The organism is Azoarcus olearius (assembly GCF_001682385.1).
Lineage (GTDB): Bacteria > Pseudomonadota > Gammaproteobacteria > Burkholderiales > Rhodocyclaceae > Azoarcus > Azoarcus olearius.
Genome location: NZ_CP016210.1, coordinates 3,294,896 through 3,315,074, shown reverse-complemented (window position 1 = coordinate 3,315,074; position 20,179 = coordinate 3,294,896). Strand labels below are relative to the sequence as shown.

At 67.9% G+C, this 20,179-nt stretch carries 20 protein-coding genes; 12 read left to right on the top strand and 8 right to left on the bottom strand.

Features of this window, described 5'->3' with window-relative positions:
• Nucleotides 1-94: 94 nt before the first annotated feature.
• Nucleotides 95-2,107: a DUF3274 domain-containing protein gene (locus tag dqs_RS15195; RefSeq protein WP_065340999.1), complete on the bottom strand. Its 2,013-nt coding sequence runs from the start codon at nt 2,105-2,107 to the stop codon at nt 95-97.
• Nucleotides 2,108-2,380: 273 nt separating this feature from the next.
• Here dqs_RS15195 and dqs_RS15190 point away from each other — a divergent pair, with 273 nt between their 5' ends.
• A complete protein-coding gene (locus dqs_RS15190; RefSeq protein ID WP_236778691.1) occupies nt 2,381-3,019 on the top strand; it encodes a cation efflux transmembrane domain-containing protein in 639 nt (212 codons plus the stop codon).
• 67 nt (nt 3,020-3,086) lie between these two features.
• Here the strand turns inward: dqs_RS15190 and dqs_RS15185 are convergent, their stop codons facing one another.
• Nucleotides 3,087-4,676 carry a sigma-54-dependent Fis family transcriptional regulator gene (locus dqs_RS15185; protein WP_011766666.1) on the bottom strand — a complete coding sequence of 530 codons (1,590 nt, stop codon included), beginning with the start codon at nt 4,674-4,676 and terminating at the stop codon, nt 3,087-3,089.
• A 340-nt stretch (nt 4,677-5,016) separates the two neighbouring features.
• On the opposite strand from dqs_RS15185, the gene adh reads away from it, so the two are divergent.
• The 3 genes from adh to dqs_RS15170 all read left to right on the top strand — a co-directional run bounded on the left by adh (nt 5,017) and on the right by dqs_RS15170 (nt 7,497).
• The gene (gene adh / locus dqs_RS15180) at nt 5,017-6,537 is read left to right on the top strand and encodes an aldehyde dehydrogenase (RefSeq protein ID WP_011766665.1); all 1,521 of its coding nucleotides are present in this window, start codon (nt 5,017-5,019) and stop codon (nt 6,535-6,537) included.
• 214 nt (nt 6,538-6,751) lie between these two features.
• Nucleotides 6,752-7,120: a DUF779 domain-containing protein gene (locus dqs_RS15175; RefSeq protein ID WP_011766664.1), complete on the top strand. Its 369-nt coding sequence runs from the start codon at nt 6,752-6,754 to the stop codon at nt 7,118-7,120.
• A gap of 53 nt (nt 7,121-7,173) precedes the next feature.
• On the top strand, nt 7,174-7,497 hold the full coding sequence (locus dqs_RS15170) for a c-type cytochrome (RefSeq protein WP_011766663.1): 324 nt from the start codon (nt 7,174-7,176) through the stop codon (nt 7,495-7,497).
• Nucleotides 7,498-7,565: 68 nt separating this feature from the next.
• Here the strand turns inward: dqs_RS15170 and dqs_RS15165 are convergent, their stop codons facing one another.
• From dqs_RS15165 to pedF, 4 genes are all read right to left on the bottom strand, one after another.
• Nucleotides 7,566-8,102, bottom strand: a complete 537-nt coding sequence (locus dqs_RS15165) for a cytochrome b (RefSeq protein ID WP_011766662.1) — start codon at nt 8,100-8,102, stop codon at nt 7,566-7,568.
• The gene (locus tag dqs_RS15160; protein WP_065340997.1) at nt 8,099-9,049 is read right to left on the bottom strand and encodes a beta-propeller fold lactonase family protein; all 951 of its coding nucleotides are present in this window, start codon (nt 9,047-9,049) and stop codon (nt 8,099-8,101) included. Before dqs_RS15160 ends, dqs_RS15165 begins: the two co-directional genes overlap by 4 nt.
• A gap of 127 nt (nt 9,050-9,176) precedes the next feature.
• The gene (locus dqs_RS15155; RefSeq protein ID WP_011766660.1) at nt 9,177-10,040 is read right to left on the bottom strand and encodes a substrate-binding periplasmic protein; all 864 of its coding nucleotides are present in this window, start codon (nt 10,038-10,040) and stop codon (nt 9,177-9,179) included.
• Nucleotides 10,030-10,467, bottom strand: a complete 438-nt coding sequence (pedF, locus tag dqs_RS15150; protein ID WP_011766659.1) for a cytochrome c-550 PedF — start codon at nt 10,465-10,467, stop codon at nt 10,030-10,032. The genes dqs_RS15155 and pedF overlap by 11 nt, the downstream gene beginning before the upstream one ends.
• A gap of 322 nt (nt 10,468-10,789) precedes the next feature.
• Between pedF and dqs_RS15145 the strand changes: the two genes are divergently transcribed.
• From dqs_RS15145 to dqs_RS15120, 6 genes are all read left to right on the top strand, one after another.
• Complete coding sequence (locus tag dqs_RS15145; RefSeq protein WP_065340996.1) at nt 10,790-12,814, top strand: sigma-54-dependent Fis family transcriptional regulator; 2,025 nt, start codon at nt 10,790-10,792, stop codon at nt 12,812-12,814.
• Nucleotides 12,815-12,948: 134 nt separating this feature from the next.
• Entirely contained in the window at nt 12,949-13,425 is a 477-nt protein-coding gene (locus dqs_RS15140; protein WP_011766657.1) for a 4Fe-4S dicluster domain-containing protein, read from the top strand.
• Nucleotides 13,426-13,435: 10 nt separating this feature from the next.
• Nucleotides 13,436-15,283, top strand: coding sequence for an aldehyde ferredoxin oxidoreductase family protein (locus dqs_RS15135; RefSeq protein ID WP_011766656.1), 1,848 nt, complete (start codon nt 13,436-13,438; stop codon nt 15,281-15,283).
• A 91-nt stretch (nt 15,284-15,374) separates the two neighbouring features.
• Nucleotides 15,375-16,643, top strand: coding sequence for an NAD(P)/FAD-dependent oxidoreductase (locus dqs_RS15130; RefSeq protein ID WP_065340995.1), 1,269 nt, complete (start codon nt 15,375-15,377; stop codon nt 16,641-16,643).
• A gap of 10 nt (nt 16,644-16,653) precedes the next feature.
• Nucleotides 16,654-16,905 carry a sulfur carrier protein ThiS gene (gene thiS / locus dqs_RS15125; RefSeq protein WP_065341751.1) on the top strand — a complete coding sequence of 84 codons (252 nt, stop codon included), beginning with the start codon at nt 16,654-16,656 and terminating at the stop codon, nt 16,903-16,905.
• A gap of 10 nt (nt 16,906-16,915) precedes the next feature.
• Nucleotides 16,916-17,221, top strand: a complete 306-nt coding sequence (locus dqs_RS15120; protein ID WP_065340994.1) for a hypothetical protein — start codon at nt 16,916-16,918, stop codon at nt 17,219-17,221.
• 17 nt (nt 17,222-17,238) lie between these two features.
• On the opposite strand, the gene dqs_RS15115 is transcribed toward dqs_RS15120, so the two are convergent.
• Both dqs_RS15115 and dqs_RS15110 read right to left on the bottom strand, forming a co-directional pair.
• Nucleotides 17,239-17,892 (bottom strand): DUF6515 family protein, encoded by a 654-nt coding sequence (locus tag dqs_RS15115; protein ID WP_065340993.1) that lies wholly within the window; start codon nt 17,890-17,892, stop codon nt 17,239-17,241.
• 21 nt (nt 17,893-17,913) lie between these two features.
• The gene (locus tag dqs_RS15110) at nt 17,914-18,519 is read right to left on the bottom strand and encodes a glycine zipper 2TM domain-containing protein (protein WP_011766651.1); all 606 of its coding nucleotides are present in this window, start codon (nt 18,517-18,519) and stop codon (nt 17,914-17,916) included.
• 142 nt (nt 18,520-18,661) lie between these two features.
• Between dqs_RS15110 and dqs_RS15105 the strand changes: the two genes are divergently transcribed.
• On the top strand, nt 18,662-19,366 hold the full coding sequence (locus tag dqs_RS15105; protein WP_065340992.1) for an ABC transporter permease: 705 nt from the start codon (nt 18,662-18,664) through the stop codon (nt 19,364-19,366).
• On the top strand, nt 19,359-20,090 hold the full coding sequence (locus dqs_RS15100) for an ABC transporter ATP-binding protein (protein WP_041642706.1): 732 nt from the start codon (nt 19,359-19,361) through the stop codon (nt 20,088-20,090). The genes dqs_RS15105 and dqs_RS15100 overlap by 8 nt, the downstream gene beginning before the upstream one ends.
• Nucleotides 20,091-20,179 lie beyond the last annotated feature (89 nt).

The following is a 20,179-nucleotide window of genomic DNA, read 5'->3' as shown; positions in this document are numbered from 1 at the left end:
GTGAGGAGAAGAAGCCATACAGCTGTCGCGGTGCATGCAAGGGAGAGCGTTGCAGCAACAGTCGGCCTCGCGTCAGGTCGAAAATGTCGGCTCCTCATGCTTGTTCGCGGGCGGTGGAGCGCTCAGCCCGGGTTTCACTGACGATCTCGGTCGGCAGTGGTCCGTCGAGAATGTGCGTTGGAAAGTCCCCGACGTCGTAGTAGCGCCATGTTGCATCGATCAGACTTTGGGTTTCGGCCGGCAGCTGACCGAAGCAACGGAGGTCCTCCTTGTCCTCCGCTTCGAATGGTCTTCGCCAGTCCGCCATCGCGATCAGCAGCGCCCGCCAGTTGTCGTCCTCCAGCGATTTCGCTTGTCCTACCGCCACGTCCATCGCGGTGACCCAGCGATGGTGCTCGGGGTTGCCGACGATGGACGAGTGATATGAGTTCTCCATTCCCCGGGTGTCGTCCTGGTAGCGGCGACGCGCCTCGAAAGGCGTCTCGGTGCGGTTCACCTCGACGATGCCGTCAGTGCCGCGACCGACCTTAAGAACGACAGTCCGGTCGCCGTCAGGTCTGCCGTTGTTATAGGCGGCTTCGAGTTCGGCGTGGCTGGGCAAGGGGCCGTGGCGAGGAAGATCGAGACGCTTGTCGGTCTTGACCTCGAGGCAGGTGCTGGCGACGGCAATCGAAGCATCGATGGGGTCGTAGCCGATGTGGCCTTGGTAACGCGGGTCGGCCGGCCGGCTGTCGCCCAGTTCGCCGTGGTGCAGGTCAGGCTTGAACTTAGGGTTCAGGGCCTCGCCCGTGATCCGGCGCCTTTCATCGATACAGGCACCGCTGCGGCCCACGGTGATTCCGCTTCGGTCGTACTTGGGCTCGTCCTTCAGCCGCAAGGTGTGGTGGTAGGGCGCTGCAAGGCCGATCTCGCCGGTATTGTCCTCACGCTGGCGCCAGGTCCACACCCGTTGCAGGAAGCGGGCACCGAGGCGGTCCAGTACGGGATGTTCGACCGTGACCCCTTCACGGTTGGGGTAGCTGAGGCTGTCCGGCACGCCGAAGGTGCCGATACCCTGCACGTTGGCGAGGCCGACGGTGAGGTCGTGCGGGCAGAAGTAGAGGTACACCTTGCCGCGGTTGTCGCGCTCGGCAAATACCAGTTGCTCGTCCGGCGCGGTGGGATGGGGGCGCTGCCCCTGCTGCGGCGTCCATGCGGACCCCGCGCAGCCGGTTGAGCAGATGCCGTTGTTGAGGCTCTCCAGCGCCGGCGTGGGGTGGGGTGCGCGACAGACCTTGTCTACCAGCCGTACCAGGGTTTCGACCCGGGCGCGGGTGGTCTGCTGCTCGCTGCCGCTCTGCGCCATATAGTCCAGGAAGGGTTCGTGCAGACCGTACGGGGGATGGTTGAGGACGAGGCAGTCGGCCGCGCGGCTGGCCCACGCCTGGGCGAGCAGGGCGACCAGGCAGCCCTGGCTGTGGCCGATCACGGTAACGGTGTCGTCCGGATCGGCCAGCCGGATGGTGTCGATCAGGGCGGCGAGGCGTTTGGCCGCGAGCGCCATGTAGCGGCGGTCGGGTGCGGTCTTGAGGCGATGTGCATCGTCGGCGGTGAGATCGGCGATCAGCACCCAGATGTTCCTGTTGAAGTTGCCGCCGAACATGTCGGGAATGGTGCTGGTGGCATTGGCAAACATGCCGCCGCCCTTGGCGAAGTCGCGGTCGAGGCGGTTGCCGTGGATGTCCACGACTTCGTTGTTGACCAGCTCTTTGCCCGTTTCTCGTTCGCTCGCCCGATAGCCCCAGTAGAAGGGAATCACCGGGCTGTAGGTGTTGGTGTTGGCGCGCAGACGGTAATAGACCTTGTCGGGGTCGGGCACGACCGGCTCGTCGTTCACCGGCAGGGTGTAGTCGTTGGGGTAGAGGTCGGCGCGAGACAACCGCTCGTTGAGACCTGCGCACAAGCCGTTGTCGAAGGCGTGGTAGGTGGTGCCGACGTCGTTGACGCCGTGGACCAGGATGATGACGCCCGGCTGCCCGCGGCGCACCCAGACGGGGTGGTCGCGGAAGCGGTTGGGGAGCAGCGGCGCGCTGCTGCGGCCGATCTCGCGCGGTGGCGTCATGTCCATGGTAGGGGGCGGTTCGAACCGCCGGGGCGGGCTTCACGAAGGCCGGATTATGCATTACGGATTTTGCATTTGTCATTTAAAGGTGACGTGGAGCAGCCGCCGCATACGGTGTCGCTCCGGCCCCCCCACGATGATGGCGGAAGGGCGCGTAGCGCCCGCGGCAGGCGTCGATTCCGGCTGGGAGGTCGGCTGTGTAAGATTGGCGAAAAGCCTTGCTGGAGAAAGACGATGCCCGGTTGTAGTTGCGGTTCGAGTTGCGCGCCGCAGACCTCGGTGAGCCCGCGTTTTCGGCGCGCGCTGTGGGTGGCCCTGGTGATCAACGCGCTGATGTTCGGGATAGAACTGGTCGCCGGGCTGCACGCCGGTTCGGTGTCGCTGCTGGCGGATGCGGTGGATTTTGCCGGCGACGCGGCCAACTACGGCATCTCGCTGGCGGTGCTGTCGCTGGGGCTGGCGTGGCGGTCGCGTGCGGCGCTGGTCAAAGGGTTTTCGATGGCCGGCTACGGCGTGTTCGTGCTGGGCAAGTCGGTGTGGGCGGCGTTCGGCGGCGTGCCCCCGGAGGCGATGACCATGGGCGCGGTGGCGCTGCTTGCGCTGGTGGCCAACGCGGGGGTCGCGTTGATGCTCTACGCCTTTCGCGAAGGCGACGCCAATATGCGTTCGGTGTGGCTGTGCAGCCGCAATGATGCGATCGGCAATGTTGCTGTCATTCTCGCCGCGGCGGGTGTCTTCGGCACCGGACAGGGATGGCCGGACATCGTGGTGGCCGGGGTCATGGCGGCGCTGGCGCTGTCTTCCGGACTGGCGGTGATCCGTCTCGCGCGGAAGGAGCTTGCGGAGCAGGCTGTGCCGGCCGGTTCGGCGGTACTGGTGACGTTGGGCACGCCGTCCCGTTCGGACCGCGCCGGCTAAGCGCGGGCCGCCTCAAGCCGGGCTGACGGCGCGCCGCGCAGCGGGGCGTCCGTTGTACGGCGGCTGCTCAGCCCGCCACCGGCTCCAGCAGTTCTTCGGGAATGTCCTCGGGGCACAGCTGCCCAGCGTCGTCCCCCATCAGCGCGAGGATGAGGCGCAGGCGGTTGTTCAGTTCGCTCAGGTTGCCGGGCCAGCGATGACGGCGCAGCAGGGCGAGCGCATCCGGGCAGACGTACACCGGCCGGTCCGGGCAGGCGTCGCGCACGAAGCGGCGGACCAGCGCATCGAAGTCGCTGCGTTCGCGCAGGGGCGGGAGTTCGATCCGGCGGCCGCCGCATGCGTCGAAGGTGCCGAAGGGGATGCGTTGCTGCTCGTGGAGCTGCACCAGCGGGACACGCGTGGCGGCGATGATCCGCGTGCTTGAAGAGGCCGCGCGGAACAGGAAAACCTGCTCCGCATAAGGCAGCGCTTCGCTGTCGATCAGGTACAGGATGCCGCTTTCGGCCTGACGCAGTGCATGCTCGGTTTCCGCCCGCAGTTGGGGGCCGGCGGCGACCGCCGCGCAGTCCAGCGTCACCAGCGGCCGTTGCTCGGCGTGGTCGTGGTGGAAGGCATGGACCAGATGGCGTTTGCCGGTGCCGGTTTCGCCGGCGATCAACAAGGGACCGCTTTCCTGCGCCCACGTGGCGAGGGTGGCGAGCGCCGTTGCCACGCGTTCGTCACCGAGGTTGATGGCGTCCACCACGGTGGATCGGGGCGGCGCGGGCGTTTCGGCGGCGGGCGAATGCCTGCGTTGTCCCCGCAGGGTTGCGCGCGCCACGCAGGTGCCCGCAACCGCGGTGCGAAGCGGGAAGGGCGTGGCGTGGCCGAGTGCCGCCCAGTCGATCAGGCGGCGCCAGTCGGTGGCGAAGCACTCCGCGAAGCTGGTGTCGGGAAACTCGCGGTACAGCCTCAGCTGCGATCGGGCCGCACGGTTGCAGGCCAGCAGCCGGCCGCTTTCGTCGAACACCGCGAGGCCCTCGAAGGGCGTGCCGATCAGGTCCTGGCGGGAATGGAAGCGCAGCGTCAGGAAGCCGTCGTCCAGTGACTCCACCAGCCTGTGCTCGATCAGTTCCGCGGTGGTGCGCAGCAGGGCGTCGGCGTGCGACAGGTCGGCGCGCGCGTCGGTGGAGATGTCGAGGATGCCGGCGATGCCGCCGGTGGGGGCGAGGATGGGCGTGGCAACGCAGGTGAGCACCCGGTTGCGCGTGAAGAAGTGCTCGTCGCCCTGCACCGTCACCACCTCGCCCAGTTGCAGCGCGGTGCCGATCGCGTTGGTGCCCATGGCCGCTTCGGTCCATTCCACCCCGGGGCTGAGCGCGACGCGCGCGGCGCGATCGAGAAAGGCCGTGTCACCGAGCGCAGAAAGGATCAGCCCCTGGCTGTCGGTCAGCAGCACGGTGGAGGCGGGGCAGTCGATCTGGCGGTACAGGTTCTCGATCACCGGGCGCGAGAAGGTCAGTAGCCGCGCGTTGGCTTCCAGGCGGTCGGCGAGGTCCGCCCGCGCCAACGCGTGGGTGGGCAGCGGCTCATCCGGATCGAGGCCATGGCGATGGCAACGCGCCCACGATTCGCGCAACGCGGCAGAAAGCGGGATCGGAGGTGTTGCGGAGTCCATGTGCTGCACGAGCAAAACTCATGCCGCTTGGCTTTCATTTGGCGTGTTCCAGCTGCGTCGGCGATGGCGCCAGCGTGTGCGGCACCCCCGCGCGGGACGGCCCGAGCGTCGTCATCGGCTGCATATGCTGAATAGTGAAGCACGTGTTTCGGAATGGAGCAGCGCAGTTTGTGCAGCGCGGCGTCCGGTTTCCGGCCCTTACTTCTTGTAACGAGCAAACTGCTTATTAATCAATAAGAAGAATAAATCCGAGGGTCACTTCTCCGCGGCTGGCACGCACCCTGCACAGGGGGTGGCACGCAAAGCAGCGTTCACTCACAGCAATAGGAAGGAGACCCCAATGATTTACGAGATGCCCGGCAAGGCAGGCGCCAAAGTCCAGTTCAAGAGCCGCTACGACAACTTCATCGGCGGCAAGTGGGTTGCGCCGGTCCGTGGCCAGTACATGGACAACATCACGCCGATTACCGGCAAGCCCTTCTGCCAGGTGGCCCGTTCGACCGAGGAAGACATCAACCTCGCGCTCGATGCCGCCCACGCCGCCGCCGACAAGTGGGGCCGCACCTCGGTCATCGAGCGCGCCAACACGCTGTGCCGCATCGCCGACCGCCTGGAGCAGAACCTCGAACTGATCGCCTACGCCGAGACCGTCGATAACGGCAAGCCGATCCGCGAGACCATGGCCGCCGACATCCCGCTGGCCATCGATCACTTCCGCTACTTCGCCGGCTGCATCCGCGCCCAGGAAGGCTCGCTCGCCGAACTCGACGAGAACACCGTCGCCTACCACTTCCACGAGCCGCTGGGCGTTGTCGGCCAGATCATTCCGTGGAACTTCCCGATCCTGATGGCGGCATGGAAGCTGGCGCCGGCGTTGGCCGCGGGCAACGTGGTGGTGCTGAAGCCCGCCGAATCGACCCCGGTCGGCATCCTGGTGATCGCAGAACTGATCGCCGACCTGCTGCCCGCCGGCGTGCTCAACATCGTCAATGGCCTCGGCCGCGAAGCCGGTGTGCCGCTGGCCACCAGCAGCCGCATCGCCAAGATCGCCTTCACCGGCTCCACCACGACCGGCCGCCTGATCATGCAGGCCGCGTCGCAGAACATCATCCCGGTGACGCTGGAACTGGGCGGCAAGTCGCCCAACATCTTCTTCCAGGACGTGGCCGCGGCCGACGACGAGTTTTTCGACAAGGCGGTGGAAGGCTTCGTGCTGTTCGCGCTCAACCAGGGTGAAGTGTGCACCTGCCCGTCGCGCGCGCTGATCCACGAATCCATCTACGACCGTTTCATGGACCGCGCGCTGGCCCGCGTCAAGGCGATCAAGCAGGGCAACCCGCTCGACACCGAGACCATGATCGGCGCCCAGGCCTCCACCGAGCAGATGAAGAAGATCCTGTCCTACATCGAACTCGGCAAGGAAGAAGGCGCGCAGCTGCTGGCCGGTGGCGGCGAAGCCAAGTTCGGCGGCGAACTCGCCGAGGGCTACTACGTCCAGCCGACGGTGTTCAAGGGCCACAACAAGATGCGCATCTTCCAGGAGGAAATCTTCGGGCCGGTGCTGTCGGTGACCACCTTCAAGGACGAGGCCGAGGCGCTCTCCATCGCCAACGACACGCTGTACGGCCTGGGCGCCGGCGTGTGGTCGCGCGACGGCTCCACCGCCTACCGCATGGGCCGCAACATCAAGGCCGGCCGCGTGTGGACCAACTGCTACCACCTCTACCCGGCGCACGCCGCGTTCGGTGGCTACAAGCAGTCCGGCATCGGCCGCGAAACCCACAAGATGATGCTCGACCACTACCAGCAGACCAAGAACCTGCTGGTGAGCTACAGCCCGAAGGCGCTCGGCTTCTTCTGAGCCTGAAGGCGCGGTCTGCCCGCTCCGCTCTCACCGGCGGATGGACGGACCGCAAACTGACTCGCGGCCGGCGCGTGCTTGCGCCGGTTGCCGGGTGGTGTTTCAACTGCTGTTCTCCTCTCTCCCTCGCCCGCTTGCGGATGAGTTACGGGCGGCTCCGGCCGCCCGATTTTTTTGCCGGCCGGGTGTGCGCCCGATCGGTGAGGAGTGGACCATGATTTCCAGGGTGATTGCGACGCCCGAGGCGCAGGCTTTCATCGAACTGTTGATCGCCAAGCACGGGCCGGTGATGTTCCATCAGTCCGGTGGATGCTGCGACGGCAGCGCGCCGATGTGCTATCCGCGCGGCGAGTTCCTGGTCGGCAGCGCTGACGTGCTGCTGGGCGAAATCTGCGACAGCCCGTTCTACATCGGGCGCCAGCAGTACGAGTACTGGAAGCACACGCAGTTGATCATCGACGTGGTCGATGGGCAGGGTGGCATGTTCTCGCTGGAAGGCGGCGAAGGGCGTTGCTTTCTCACCCGCTCGCGCCTGTTTACCGATAATGAGTGGGCCGAACTCGTCGCCGCCGGCGTCGTGTGAGCGCACCACACCGCTCTTTACCCCAACCCTCCATCAATCCAAGGAAAGTCACCATGAAGAAGGGATTCCTCGTTTTCGCCGCCATCGCTGCGGCGGGCTTCGTCCAACCGGCTGCCGCGTCGATCGATCTGGCCAAGAAGGCGCGTTGCGTCGCCTGTCACGCCGTCGACAAGAAGATGGTGGGGCCGGCCTACCGCGACGTCGCTGCAAAGTACCAGGGTCAGGCCGATGCGCCGGCGAAACTGTTCGCCAAGGTGCGCGAAGGTGGCGCGGGCGTGTGGGGTCAGATTCCGATGACGCCGAACGATCCGGAAAAGATCAGCGATGCCGACCTGAAGGCGGTAATTGCGTGGATCCTGAGCGGCGCGCCGAACTGATCGCTGCCCCGTAAAGGGCGATACAGGTGTTCAGGAATGGAACACCTGTATCGCAGTGGTACAGGTGTTCAGCCCGGTCTGTTGCGCGCCGGCAGCATGCGCACCAGCACCGGCTGGCCCCGCAGCGCGTGGATGACCACCGCCGCCACATGGCCAACCAGCAGCACCAGCAGCGTCCACGCGAAGAGTTTGTGGGCGCCGTTGAAGAAGGCGTTGAGCGCCTCGTCCGGCCAGCCCGCCTTGGGAATCGCGAGGCCGAACACCTTCATCGGATACTGCGTGAAGCTGCTCGACAGATAGCCCGCGAGCGGCGTCGCCACCAGCAGCACGTACAAGGCAATGTGCCCGGCGCCGGCCAGGCGCTGCTCCAGGGCACCCAGGCGCGGGTCCGGTGCCACCGGGTGCGCCAGCCGCCACCACAGCCGCAGCGCCACCACCAGCAACGCCACCACGCCAAAGGACTTGTGCAGTCCGATCGCGAAGCTGCGCTCGGGCCCCTTCGGCAGGTCGCTCATGTAGAGCCCCCAGCCCAGCAAGCCCACCACCAGGATGGCGTGCAGCCAGTGCAGCGCGATCGCACCGCGGTCGTAGCGCGGAATGTTCATCGTATCGCCACCCCCCAGGGCAGTTCGCCGACGCTGACTTCGCCAATGCGCTTGAGCTGCACTGTGTCGATCACGCTGACCGAGCCGGAACGGCCGTTGGCGACGTAGAGCTTGGCGCCGTCGGGCGTGATCGCCATGTTCCACGGCCGTTGTCCGACCGGAATCGTCGCGATCATCTTGTTGCTTGCGGTATCGATCGCCATCACCGTGCCGTCGCGGCCGTTGGAGACGAACACGCGCTTGCCGTCCGGGGTGATCGCGATGCCGTTGGAGAAGTTGCCGGCGGGAATCGACGCCACTACCTTGTGGGTCGCGACGTCGATCGCATACACCGTGCTGGCGAGTTCGCAGGCCACGTAGGCGCGCTTGCCGTCCGGCGTGAAGCCGATGCCGCGCGGCCGCTTGCCGACGGGAATCTGCGCCACCTGGCGGCGGCTGGATACCTCGATCACATCGACCTGCTCCGCGTCCTCGGCACTGGCGTACAGCCAGCGCCCGTCGGGGCTGAACACCGCGTGTTCGGGGTTCTCGCCCTTTACGGGGATCTTGGCCAGAATCTGGCCGCTGGCGGCGTCGAGCAAGGCGACCTTGTCCTCTTCCTCGACGGCCACCGAGATCAGTTTGCCATCGTCGGACACATGGGCCCCTTCGGGCGAGTCGCCGACTTTCCAGTTCGCCACCGTGCGGCCGCTTTCGGTATCGACTACGACGAGCGCCGCGGTAGGCTCATCGGTCAGGTACAGGCGCTTGCCGTCCGGCGCGATGGCGATGCCGCGCGGGCGCTGGCTGGGTTGCAGGGTGCGGACGACGGTGTCGGTGCTCGTGTCGATGACGCTGACGGTGCCGGACTTTTCGTTGGCGACGTAGGCCAGGGGAGCGGAAACGCCGACGGCGGGCATGAAAAGCCCGCCGATCAGCGCCGCAATCAGGCGTGGACTGTGGCGCATGCTGCCTCCGTTGTGTGATGCCCGGTTCGTGGGCCGGGCTGGGGTGTTACCGGTTCTGGGAGCGGCAGTTCCGCAAATGGTTTCGCCGCGCGCCGCATTGGGGGTGCGGAGCGCGGCGAAACGCGGGTCAGGGCGTCTGGTGGGTGACGCCGTGTTCGGCAAAGATGCGCACCAGCGTGCCGTCACGCTGCACATCCATCATCGCCTTCCCGAGCGCGTCGGCCAACGCCTCGTGCTCGGCCTTCACGGCCATGCCGAGCGCCCAGCCCTTGATACGCAGTTCGGGCATCGACACCGGCGTCAGCTCGAAGCGGCCGGCGCCTTGCTGCCCGAGCGCGGCCTCGATTTCGGCGCGGGTTGCCATCACCGCGACCACGTCGCCGCGCTGAAGCCCCGCAACCGCCTCGGCCACCGTGGGGAAGTGGGTGACGTTGCTGCGCAGGCGGCCGTTGAGTGCGCCGAGCAGGAAGTCGTCGGCCAGCGAAGCGACCTCCACGCCGACCTTCTCGCGCGTGAAGACTTCCAGCGCCTTCGCGGCCGAGCCGGTCACAGGCGGCACGCGCTTGGGATCGCGCACGATCGCGAGCGATTCGAGGTGGTAGGGGCCGAAGATCTTCACCTGCTCGTTGGCGTCGGCAAGCCGCTTGTCCACCGGCACATGCAGCATCACGTCGGCCGGCCGCGTCCCCAGGTAGTGGCCCTTCCACACCATGTTGCGCAGGTCGTCGTTCATGTCCTCGTCGGCCTTGAACTCGACCACTTCCGGCTCCAGTCCAACGCGCCGCGCGAGTTCGCGCCCGAGCGCGATGTCGATGCCGCGGCCCTTGGCCGAGTAGGGCGGAAAGCTGTCGTAGACGGCGATCCGCAGGCGCCCGGGCTGCTGGACTTCGAGCGCGGACGCCGCCTGCGCGTCGGCGGCGCAGGCGGTGTGGGCGCTTCCGAGCAGCAGGCCGCAGGCCAGTACCAGTGCGCGCAGTGAATCAGTCTTCATGTACGGTCTCCAGCCAGGCACGGATCGCCCACATGGCTTCCTGCGGCAGGATACCTTCGAACGGAGGCATGTAGACGCGGCCGCCGCGGGTGGAGCCGTGGCGGATGCGCTGCATGAAGATCTCGTCACCCTCGTCACCCTTGGGCAGGAAGCGCAGGTCGGGCGCGATGCCGCCGGACACCGCACCCAGGCCGTGGCAGCGCGCACAGTTCTGGTTGAACGCGGAGTCGCCGATGCGGACGGCTTCCTTCTCGCCGCGGTAGGGGTTGGTCGCGCGCCAGTCGGCGCCCAGCGCCTTCAGCGAACTCACGTCCACGGCTTGCGGCGTGACGTCGCCGTGTGCGCCGGCCAGGCCGGCTGCACCGCTCAACAGGGCCGCCATCACGGCGTTGCGCAGCTTGCGGGTGATCGTCTCCTGGGTGTTCATGTCTTCCACTTCCTTTGCTTTGGCTGTTTGTCGAGGCCCGTCCCCGGGGCCGTCCCGGTCGAGGCCGGAATGCCTCCCTTACTGCAAACGCTGTGCCAAGTCGAGCGCGGCGCTCCGGTGGGGCACGTTGAGGGCGCCGCCCGGCACGGAAAGGGCGGGTTCGCGGGGTGGCCTTTTCATGCATAGTGGCAAGGAACTTGCTGACAACCGGGTCTGACCATGTTTGCGGCCTCGTTGCTGCGAAACGTGGCAAGTGCTAAGTTTTGTGACACCCGCCAAAAACAAAAAACGAGGCGGGGGACGAGAAGAAGGAGGAGGAGGGATGAAAGGTCTGGCTACGGCCGAGGACACCCACGTCCTGCGGGTGCAGGAAGCGCGTCGGCGCTTCTTCGACCTCGGCGACGATCCCGACGGTGATCTGCCTGCCGAGGTACTGCGCTCCTGGCAGCGCTGCCGCGACGGCGGGGTGTCGGCGCAATCCACGGTTGCCGGTGATCCGGCCGGCCGCTCGCGGCTGGCGGAGGTGCGCGAGCGCAGCGAGCACCTGCTGACCCAGGCGGCGGGCATCATGGAGCACGTCTTCGAGCAGATCCGGGCCAGCGGCAGCATGGTGCTGCTCGCCGACGTCGACGGCGTCATCCTGCACAGCCTCGGCGACCCCGACTTCATCGCCCGCGCCCAGCGCGTCGCGCTGCAGCCCGGTGCCTCGTGGGACGAGGCCGCGCGCGGCACCAACGCGGTGGGCATCGCGCTGATCGAACAGCGCCCGGCCGAAGTGCTCGGCGCGGAGCACTTCCTCGAGCGCAACGGCATCCTCACCTGCAGCGCGGCGCCGGTGTTCAAGCCCTGCGGCATGCTCGCCGGGGTGCTCGACATTTCCGGCGACTATCGCAGCAACCAGCGCCACACCATGGGGCTGGTGAGGCTGGCCGCGCAGCTGCTGGAGAAGCGGCTGTTCGAGGTCGATTTCGCGCGCCAGGTGCTGATCGCGGTGCACGCGCGGCCGGAATGCGTGGGCAGCCTGCAGGAGGGCTTGCTCGCGGTGTCGGCCGATGGCTGCATCGTCGGCGCCAACCCGGCTGCGCGCGAGGCGCTCGGCATTACCGACATCGGCCCGGGCGGGCTCGCCTTCAGCAGCGTGTTCCGCGTCTCGCTCGACGTCTTCTTCGACCGCTCCCGGCGTGATCCGGCTTCGCTGCAGATGCTGGAGGCACGGCGCGGCGAGCGTATCTACACCCGGCTCAAGAGCAGCCTGCCGCCGCGCACCGAGCCGGTCGGCGGCAGCGCTCCGGCGCGTCCTGCCGTGACGGCAAAGGCCGATGCGACCGAAGCCATACCGCGCGACGGCCGGGTAACCCTGGCCTGCCTTGCCACCGGCGACAGCCGCCTGCAGCTGGCGCTAGACCGCGCCGGGAAGGTCATCGGCAAGGACATTCCGCTGCTGATCCAGGGCGAGTCCGGCGTGGGCAAGGAACTCTTCGCGCGCGCTTTCCACTTCAGCGGCCCGCGCCGCGATGGCCCCTTCGTTGCGCTCAACTGTGCGGCGATTCCCGAAAACCTGATCGAGTCCGAACTGTTCGGCTATGTCGGCGGGGCCTTCACGGGCGCACGGCGCGAAGGTGCGGTCGGCAAGATCCAGCAGGCGCACGGCGGCACCCTGTTCCTCGACGAGATCGGCGACATGCCGCTGGGCATGCAGGCGCGGCTGCTGCGCGTGCTGCAGGAGCGCAGCGTCACGCCGATCGGCTCGGTGCGGCAGGTGCCGGTGGATATCTCGCTGGTGTGCGCCACCCACCGCCTGTTGCGCGAGGCGGTGCAGAAGGGCAGCTTCCGCGAGGATCTCTACTACCGGGTGAACGGGCTGACGGTCACCCTGCCGCCGCTGCGCGAGCGGGGCGACATCGGGCGGATCGTCAACAACATCCTCGCCGCGGAGGCCGGCGACGGGCGCCGGATACGCATCGGCGCCGAGGTGATGGACTTCTTCGAGCGCTACCCGTGGCCGGGCAACGTGCGCCAGCTGCAGAACGTCATCCGCGTGGCGGTGGCGCTGCTCGACGACGACGAGGACGAGATCCGTCCGCTGCACCTGCCCGAGGAGCTGTTCGGCGCCGACACCATGACCGAAGGCGACCGCCACCGTCCGGACGAGCGTCCCTCGTCGGTGGTGACGCCGCTTGGCCAGCCGGCGGCCGGTATCGCCACCGGGGGCCGCAGTCTGGACGAGATCGAGCTGGAAGCGATCGCCGTGGTGATGCGCGAGGTGGGCGGCAACGTCTCCGCCGCGGCGCGCCGCCTCGGCATCAGCCGCAACACCCTGTACCGCAAGATCGGCCGCATCGGCTGATCGGCGCCACCCCTTTCACTCCCCGGGATTTTTACGCAGGCCGGCCCTTGGAGATGAAGTTCGCAGACCGGTATGAAGTGTGCTTCATAGGTGCTGCTACACCAACGCAACAATGAAAGGACGAGGAGAATTCGATGTGGAAATCACTGCACATTGACCCTGCCAAGTGCACCGGCTGCCTCCAATGCGAGATGGCCTGTTCCTACGAGCACACCGGGGTCATCAATCCGAGCAAGTCGCGGATCAAGGTCTTCAGCTTCGAGCACGAAGGGCGCAAGGTGCCTTACACGTGCACCCAGTGCACCGAGGCGTGGTGCATGCACTCCTGCCCGGTCGACGCAATCCGCCTCGACCTGACGACCGGCGCCAAGATGGTGTTCGACGACACCTGTGTCGGCTGCAAGGTCTGCACGATCTCCTGTCCGTTCGGCACGATCAACTACAACCAGGCCACCGGCAAGGTGCAGAAGTGCGACCTGTGCGAGGGCGACCCCGCTTGTGCCAAGGCCTGCCCCACCGGTGCCATCACCTACGTGGATGCCGACTGGACCGGGCTGGACAAGATGCGCGCCTGGGCCGCCAAGGCCAACACCCCCGCCACCGCCGCCTGAGGAGAGCAATATGGGCTGGAACCGTAAAGTCCTGCGGGTGAACCTGACCGCGGGCACCTGCACCGAAGAACCGCTGAACATGGAATGGGCGCAGGAATACCTGGGCTCGCGCGGTCTGGCGACCAAGTACCTGGTGGAAGAGATCGATCCCAAGGTCGATCCGCTGTCCCCCGAAAACAAGATGATCATGGCCACCGGGCCGCTGACCGGCACCATGGCCTCCACCGGCGGCCGCTACACCGTGGTGACCAAGGGTGCGCTCACCGGTGCGATCGCGTGCTCCAACTCGGGCGGCTTCTTTGGCGCGGAGCTGAAGTTCGCCGGCTGGGACATGGTGATTTTCGAAGGCAAGTCGCCGAAGCCGGTGTACCTGTACATCGAAAACGACAAGGCCGAACTGCGCGACGCCGGCCACCTGTGGGGCAAGAGCTGCTGGGAAACCGAGGAAACGATCAAGCACGAGCTGCAGGATCCGCTGGTGCGCGTGTCCTCGATCGGCAGCGCGGGTGAAAACCAGGTGCTGTTCGCCTGCGTGGTGAACGATCTCCACCGTGCCGCCGGCCGCTCCGGCGTGGGCGCGGTGATGGGCTCGAAGAACCTCAAGGCGGTCGCGCTGCGCGGCACCCAGGGCGTCTCCGGCATCAAGGACTTCGGCGCCTTCCTGCAGGCGACCACCGCGGCCAAGAAAGTGCTCGCCGACAACGCGGTCACCGGCGAAGGTCTACCCAAGTACGGCACCCAGGTGCTGATGAACGTCATCAACGAGATGGGTGCGCTGCCCACGCGCAACCACCGCGACGTGCAGTTCGAGGACGCGGGCAAGATCTCCGCCGAGGCGATGCACGAGAAGCGGCCGACCGACGGCAAGGCCCACCTCGTCACCAATGCCGCCTGCTTCGGCTGCACCATCGCCTGCGGCCGCATCTCCGAGATCGACAAGGGTCACTTCACGGTCAAGAACAGCCCGAAGTACTGGGGCGCCTCCGGCGGCCTGGAGTACGAGGCCGCGTGGGCGCTGGGCGCCGCCAACGGCGTGGGCGATCTGGAGGCGCTGCAGTACGCCAACCTGATCTGCAACGAGCAGGGCATGGACCCGATCTCCTTCGGCGCCACCATCGGTGCGGTGATGGAGCTGTATGAGATGGGCGTGCTGACGAAGGAGCAGATCGGCATCGACGCGCCCTTCGGCTCGGCGGAAGCGCTGGCGCGACTGGTGGAGATGACCGCCAACGGCGAAGGCTTCGGCAAGGAGATCGGCCTCGGCTCGAAGCGGCTGTGCGCCAAGTACGGCCATCCGGAACTGTCGATGAGCGTGAAGGGCCAGGAGTTTCCGGCTTACGACTCGCGCGGCGTGCAGGGCATCGGCCTCGCCTATGCCACTTCCAACCGCGGCGCCTGCCACCTGCGCGGCTACACGATTGCCTCCGAAGTGCTCGGCATTCCGGTGAAGACCGACCCGCACGCCACCGAAGGCAAGCCGGAACTGGTCAAGGCCTTCCAGGACGCCACCGCGGTGTTCGATGCCGCCGGCATCTGCGTGTTCACCAGCTTCGCGTGGACGCTGGCCGACGTGCAGCCGCAACTCGCCGCCGCGTGCGAAGGCGACTGGAGCATGGAGAAGCTCAACGAAGTGGGCGAGCGGATCTGGAACATGGAGCGCCGCTTCAACAACGCCGCCGGCTTCACCGCCGCCGACGACAACCTGCCGCCGCGCCTGACCAGCGAGCCCGCCAAGTCCGGTCCCGCCAAGGGCATGGTGAACGAGCTGTCCAAGATGCTGCCCGAGTACTACAAGGTGCGCGGGTGGACCCCCGAGGGTGCCCCCACCGCCGAAACGCTCGCGCGGCTGGGGCTGTAAGGGCGCGCGGACGGGCCGCTGCGCCCGTCCGCGCCGACGATCGCCGGTCGCGCCCGCAAGGGCGCGGCCGGCCTGCCATCGAGGACTAGCAATGAAACACCTGATACTCGGCAACGGCCCGGCCGGCGTGGTCGCGGCCGAAACCCTGCGCCGTGCCGCGCCGCAGGACGAAATCGTCATGGTCGGCAGCGAGGATGCCCCGCCGTACTCGCGCATGGCCATTCCCTACCTGCTCGAAGAGAACATCGACGAACGCGGCACCTGGCTGCGCAAGGACCCCGGCCATTTCGACCGCCTGCGCATCCGCGAGCTGCGCGGGCGCGCGGTGTCGCTCGACACCGACCAGCGGCGCGTGCTGTTCGCCGACGGCCATTTCGAAGACTACGACCGCCTGCTGATCGCCACCGGCTCGCATCCGGTCCGCCCGCCGATTCCCGGCGTCGATCTGCCCGAAGTGCAGACCTGCTGGACGCTGGCGGACGCGCGCGCGATCGCGGCCCACGCCCGTCCTGGCGCGCGCGTGCTGCAACTCGGCGCCGGCTTCATCGGCTGCATCATCATGGAAGCGCTCGCCAAGCGCGGCGTGGAGCTGACCGTCGTGGAGATGGGCGACCGCATGGTGCCGCGCATGATGACGCCGCAGGCCGGCGGCATGATCAAGCGCTGGGTCGAGAACAAGGGCATCCGCGTCGTCACCAACGCGGGCGTCAGCCGCATCGACCGCGGTACGGAGGGCGCGCCGCTGCAGGTCACGCTGACCACCGGGGCCACGCTGGCGTGCGACCTCGTCATTGTCGCCGCGGGCGTCGCGCCCAACGTGGCCTTCCTCGAAGGCACCGGCGTGCACGTGGCCAAGGGCGTGCTGGTGGATGCGCGGCTCGAAACCAGCGTGCCCGGCATCTTCTCGGCCGGCGACGTCGCCGAGGCGCCGGACCTCTTCACCGGCGCCCACCTGGTAGCCGCGATCCAGCCCAATGCGGCCGACCAGGCGCGCGTCGCAGCGCTCAACATGGCGGGCCGCGAAACCACGCTCAACGGCGTGCTCGCGATCAACGTGCTCGACACGCTCGGGCTGATCTCGACCTCGTTCGGCCAGTGGTGGGGCGAAGCCGCGGACAAGGGCGGCAGCGGGGTGGAGCATGTAGACGAGGCGCGCAGCCGCTACCTCAGCCTGCAGTTCAAGGACGACGTGATGATCGGCGCCACCTCGATCGGGCTGACCGAGCACGTGGGCGCGCTGCGCGGCCTGATCCACGGCCGCGTGCAACTGGGCGAGTGGAAGGCGCGGTTGCTGCAGAACCCGCTGGCCTTCGTCGATGCCTACATCGCACGCTCGCAGCCGGTGGCACTGACGCATTGAGGGCGCGGTGGTGAAAATCGCGTTCAAGCTCTTTGCCTCGCTGGCGGACTACCTGCCTGCGGAGCGCAAGGGCAACCGTGTCGATCTCGAGGTGTCGTCCGGCACCACGGTGGGCGAACTCGTGCGCCGCTTCCAGGTGCCGGAGCGCAGCGCCCACCTGGTGCTGGTCAACGGCGTCTTCGTGCCGCCGGCGGAACGCGACCGCCGCACGCTCGCCGACGGGGATGAACTGGCGGTGTGGCCACCGATCGCCGGCGGTTGAGCGGGGCGCGGTGGCGTTCATCCACGGCCCGGTGCCGGAAGTCTTCGAGCGCCTCGTCAGCGCCACGCCCGCGCAGTTCGAGCGCGACCTGCGCGCGGCGTGGCCGGCGGCCACCGGCTGTGTGGGCGAAGGGCTGCAGGTGAGCGACGGCGGGGCGGACCTGTTCCTCACGATGGAGGTACTGCCGGTGCGCCGCATCGGCCTCTTCGCGTTGCCGCAGCTATGCGTGCGCTATCGCTTCGTAGCGGGCGATGCGGCCGCGCGCGGGCGATTGCTCGCGCGGCTGGATCTGGGCATGCAGAAGGGCGGCGGCTAGGCGTCGCAGCGGGCGGTTCAGCGCACGGTATAGCCGCGTGCTTCCAGGCAGGCGCTCATCGCGCGCAGGTAGTCGCCACGCCGTGTGGGGGAGTAACCGCTGCCGCCGCCGGCCACGGTGGGGTCGTAGCCGGTCTGCTCGGCCGCCCATTCGTGGCATTCGAAGCGGTCGTTGCGCTGCTGGCGCTCGCTCTGGCCCCGACCCGGATAGATGTAGAGATCGTCGCTCGTCTGCGGGAGTGGGCCGCGGCGCTCGCTGGCGCTGTCGGCGTCGTAGCCGATGTCAGGCGCGTCGACCACCACGTAGCCGTCTCCGCGCCGTACGTAATAGACCTCGCCGTGGCGGTAGTAGCGCTGTCCGCCGGCATACACGGTGACGACGCCGCGCGGCAGCACCGGCACCGCGATGCCGACCGGCGGCGCGATCAGCACAAAGCTCCCTTGCCATGGCCGGTACCACAAGCCCTGGTCGTAGTAATAAGGCATGCCGCCGTAGACGATGGTGCGATGGCGGTGCGACAGCCGGGGCACCACGTGCCCGTGCGGTTCGCGGTATTCGACCCACGACCGATGGTCGCGATAGGGGTCGGCGTGGCTCGCAGCCGGCAGCAGCGCGAGCACGCCGGCCACGAGCAGGAGGCCGCCGGCGCGGCGCAGGGCGGGGTGGTTCATGTCTATGCTCCTTGTTCTGTGTCAGCGCACCGCGTAGCCGCGGCCTTCGAGGCAGGCGGAGAGTGCGCGGCGATAGGCTTCGGCCTTGCCCCAGTTGCCGTAGTCCGCGCGGGCCGCGCGTTCGGCGTAGGCGTCTTCGATGCGCTGGGCGCGTTCCTCGCGCGCGGCGTCGGATGCAGCGCCGGCCACCGCTCCCACCGCTGCGCCAATCGCCGCGCCTTGTCCAACGTGGTGCGGGCTGGATACCGCGGCGCCGACCACCGCCCCCGCGATCGCGCCCGCAGCGGTGTCGTGTCCGGCAGGCGGGTCCGGCAGCACCCGGGGTGCCGCTGGTGCGGCCGTCGGGCGCATCCGCGCCGGGTCATAGCCGCTCGCGCGCACCGCCCACAGATAGCATTCGTAGCGGTCCTGGCGGATTTCGCGGTCGCTCTTCTTGCCTTGCGGATAGGCCACCACTTCGGTCACCGGCGGTTGCGGGGGCGGGGCCCGGTACACCACCGGGCGCTGCGGCGTGGCGCAGCCGGCCAATGCGGCGGCGGCAACGCCGATCGCCAGAACACGCTGCAGCCGGTGCATGCGGCCGGGGTTTCGCCGCGTTTCCGCGGCCGTGCGCGAAGGGGTCAGCATGGTGGGACTCCGTGGGGCGGCCTTCCGAAAGCGGTATTGTGGCGCGATCGCGTAGCGTGTGCTCGGCACGGGTGTAAGACGCAGTAAGCCGCCCGCGCGACAGAGCACGGCCGGCCGGCGGCTTTCCGGTATCCTCCCGCCGATGTCCGCATTTACTACCACCTTCGGCGAGGCCGGCGCGCTGCTTGCGACCCTGGATGCACGGGTGGCCGAGATCGTCTGGCTGTCGCTCCAGGTGAGCGGCGGCGCCGTGGTGCTCGGCACGCTGATCGGCCTGCCGCTCGGCGCCTGCCTCGCCGTCGGGCGCTTTCCCGGCAAGCATGCGGCGTCGGTGCTGATGAACGGGCTGATGGGGCTGCCGTCGGTGGTGGTCGGCGTTGTTGTCTATCTGTTGCTGTCGCGCTCCGGCCCCTTCGGCGCCGCTGGGCTGTTGTACACCCCGGCCGCGATGGTGATTGCGCAGACCGTGCTGGTGGTGCCGCTGATGGCGGCGATCACCCGCCAGGTGGTCGAGGATGTCTGGCTGCGCTACGCGGAGGAATTGCAGGTGATGCGCTTCACCTGGTGGCACAGCGTCACCACGCTGCTGTTCGACTGCCGCCATTCGCTGCTGGTCGCGGTGCTGGCCGGCCTGGGGCGGGCGATGAGCGAGGTCGGAGCGGTGATGATCGTCGGCGGCAACATCGACCGCGCCACCCGCGTGATGACCACCGCGATCGCGCTGGAGACGAGTAAGGGCGACCTTGCGCTGGCGATCGCGCTCGGGTTGGTGCTGGTCGTCATCATCATCGCCTTGAATGCGCTTGCCTTCGGCATGCGCCGGTGGGCGATGCGGCGGTATGGCTAGGCCCGGCGCGATGTTCCCGCTACGCATCCAGGGGCTGGAAGTGGCGCCCGGCGGCCGCAAGCTGCTTCACGGCGTGGAGCTGGAGCTGGGAGGCGAGGGGATCACGCTGGTGCTCGGCCCCAACGGTGCCGGCAAGAGCGTACTGCTGCGCACGCTGTGCGGCCTGGTGCAGCCGAGTGCGGGCCGCATCGAATGGGACGGCCGCAGCAGCCCGGGCGACGGCGTGATGATGGTGTTCCAGCAGCCGATGATGCTGCGCGCCTCCGTGCTCGACAACGTGGCGCTCGGCCTCAAGCCGCAAGGGCTGGGGCGGCGCGAGCGGCGGCTGCGGGCACAGGCGGTGCTGGAGCGGATCGGTCTGGGTGAGCGCGCTGGCGACAGCGCGCGCCGGCTGTCCGGGGGGGAACAGCAGCGCGTGGCACTTGCGCGCGCCTGGCTGACCAAGCCGCGCCTGCTGCTGCTGGACGAACCCACGGCCAGCCTCGATCCGTCCGCCACTGCGGAGGTGGAGCGGATCATCCGCGAGATCCGTACCGATGGCACCCGTATCGTGATGGTGACCCATAACCTCGGGCAGGCGACCCGCCTGGGTGACGACATCGTGTTTCTGGCGGGAGGCCGGGTGTGCGAACACGCGCCGGCGCAACGCTTTTTTGCCCGCCCCCGGTCGACGGAGGCAAAGCTGTTCATCCAGGGCGAACTGCCGTGGACGATGGCGTTTTGAGAGTGCGGTAAAGGCGGAGTTAAGGCGCTGGAGCAGGGGGCTGGACCGCGCCTGCCCGCCTGGCGAGGCGGAGCAGGCGCGAGGCGGCC

Coding starts and splice junctions, on each gene's coding strand:
- dqs_RS15140 (WP_011766657.1), top strand. CDS start 12,949: ATGTGGAAATCACTGCACATTGACCCTGCCAAGTGCACCGGCTGCCTC.
- dqs_RS15175 (WP_011766664.1), top strand. CDS start 6,752: ATGATTTCCAGGGTGATTGCGACGCCCGAGGCGCAGGCTTTCATCGAA.
- dqs_RS15160 (WP_065340997.1), bottom strand. CDS start 9,049: ATGCGCCACAGTCCACGCCTGATTGCGGCGCTGATCGGCGGGCTTTTC.
- dqs_RS15100 (WP_041642706.1), top strand. CDS start 19,359: ATGGCTAGGCCCGGCGCGATGTTCCCGCTACGCATCCAGGGGCTGGAA.
- dqs_RS15170 (WP_011766663.1), top strand. CDS start 7,174: ATGAAGAAGGGATTCCTCGTTTTCGCCGCCATCGCTGCGGCGGGCTTC.
- pedF (WP_011766659.1), bottom strand. CDS start 10,467: ATGAACACCCAGGAGACGATCACCCGCAAGCTGCGCAACGCCGTGATG.
- dqs_RS15130 (WP_065340995.1), top strand. CDS start 15,375: ATGAAACACCTGATACTCGGCAACGGCCCGGCCGGCGTGGTCGCGGCC.
- dqs_RS15185 (WP_011766666.1), bottom strand. CDS start 4,676: ATGGACTCCGCAACACCTCCGATCCCGCTTTCTGCCGCGTTGCGCGAA.
- dqs_RS15110 (WP_011766651.1), bottom strand. CDS start 18,519: ATGCTGACCCCTTCGCGCACGGCCGCGGAAACGCGGCGAAACCCCGGC.
- dqs_RS15155 (WP_011766660.1), bottom strand. CDS start 10,040: ATGAAGACTGATTCACTGCGCGCACTGGTACTGGCCTGCGGCCTGCTG.
- dqs_RS15135 (WP_011766656.1), top strand. CDS start 13,436: ATGGGCTGGAACCGTAAAGTCCTGCGGGTGAACCTGACCGCGGGCACC.
- dqs_RS15105 (WP_065340992.1), top strand. CDS start 18,662: ATGTCCGCATTTACTACCACCTTCGGCGAGGCCGGCGCGCTGCTTGCG.
- adh (WP_011766665.1), top strand. CDS start 5,017: ATGATTTACGAGATGCCCGGCAAGGCAGGCGCCAAAGTCCAGTTCAAG.
- dqs_RS15145 (WP_065340996.1), top strand. CDS start 10,790: ATGAAAGGTCTGGCTACGGCCGAGGACACCCACGTCCTGCGGGTGCAG.
- dqs_RS15195 (WP_065340999.1), bottom strand. CDS start 2,107: ATGGACATGACGCCACCGCGCGAGATCGGCCGCAGCAGCGCGCCGCTG.
- dqs_RS15165 (WP_011766662.1), bottom strand. CDS start 8,102: ATGAACATTCCGCGCTACGACCGCGGTGCGATCGCGCTGCACTGGCTG.
- dqs_RS15115 (WP_065340993.1), bottom strand. CDS start 17,892: ATGAACCACCCCGCCCTGCGCCGCGCCGGCGGCCTCCTGCTCGTGGCC.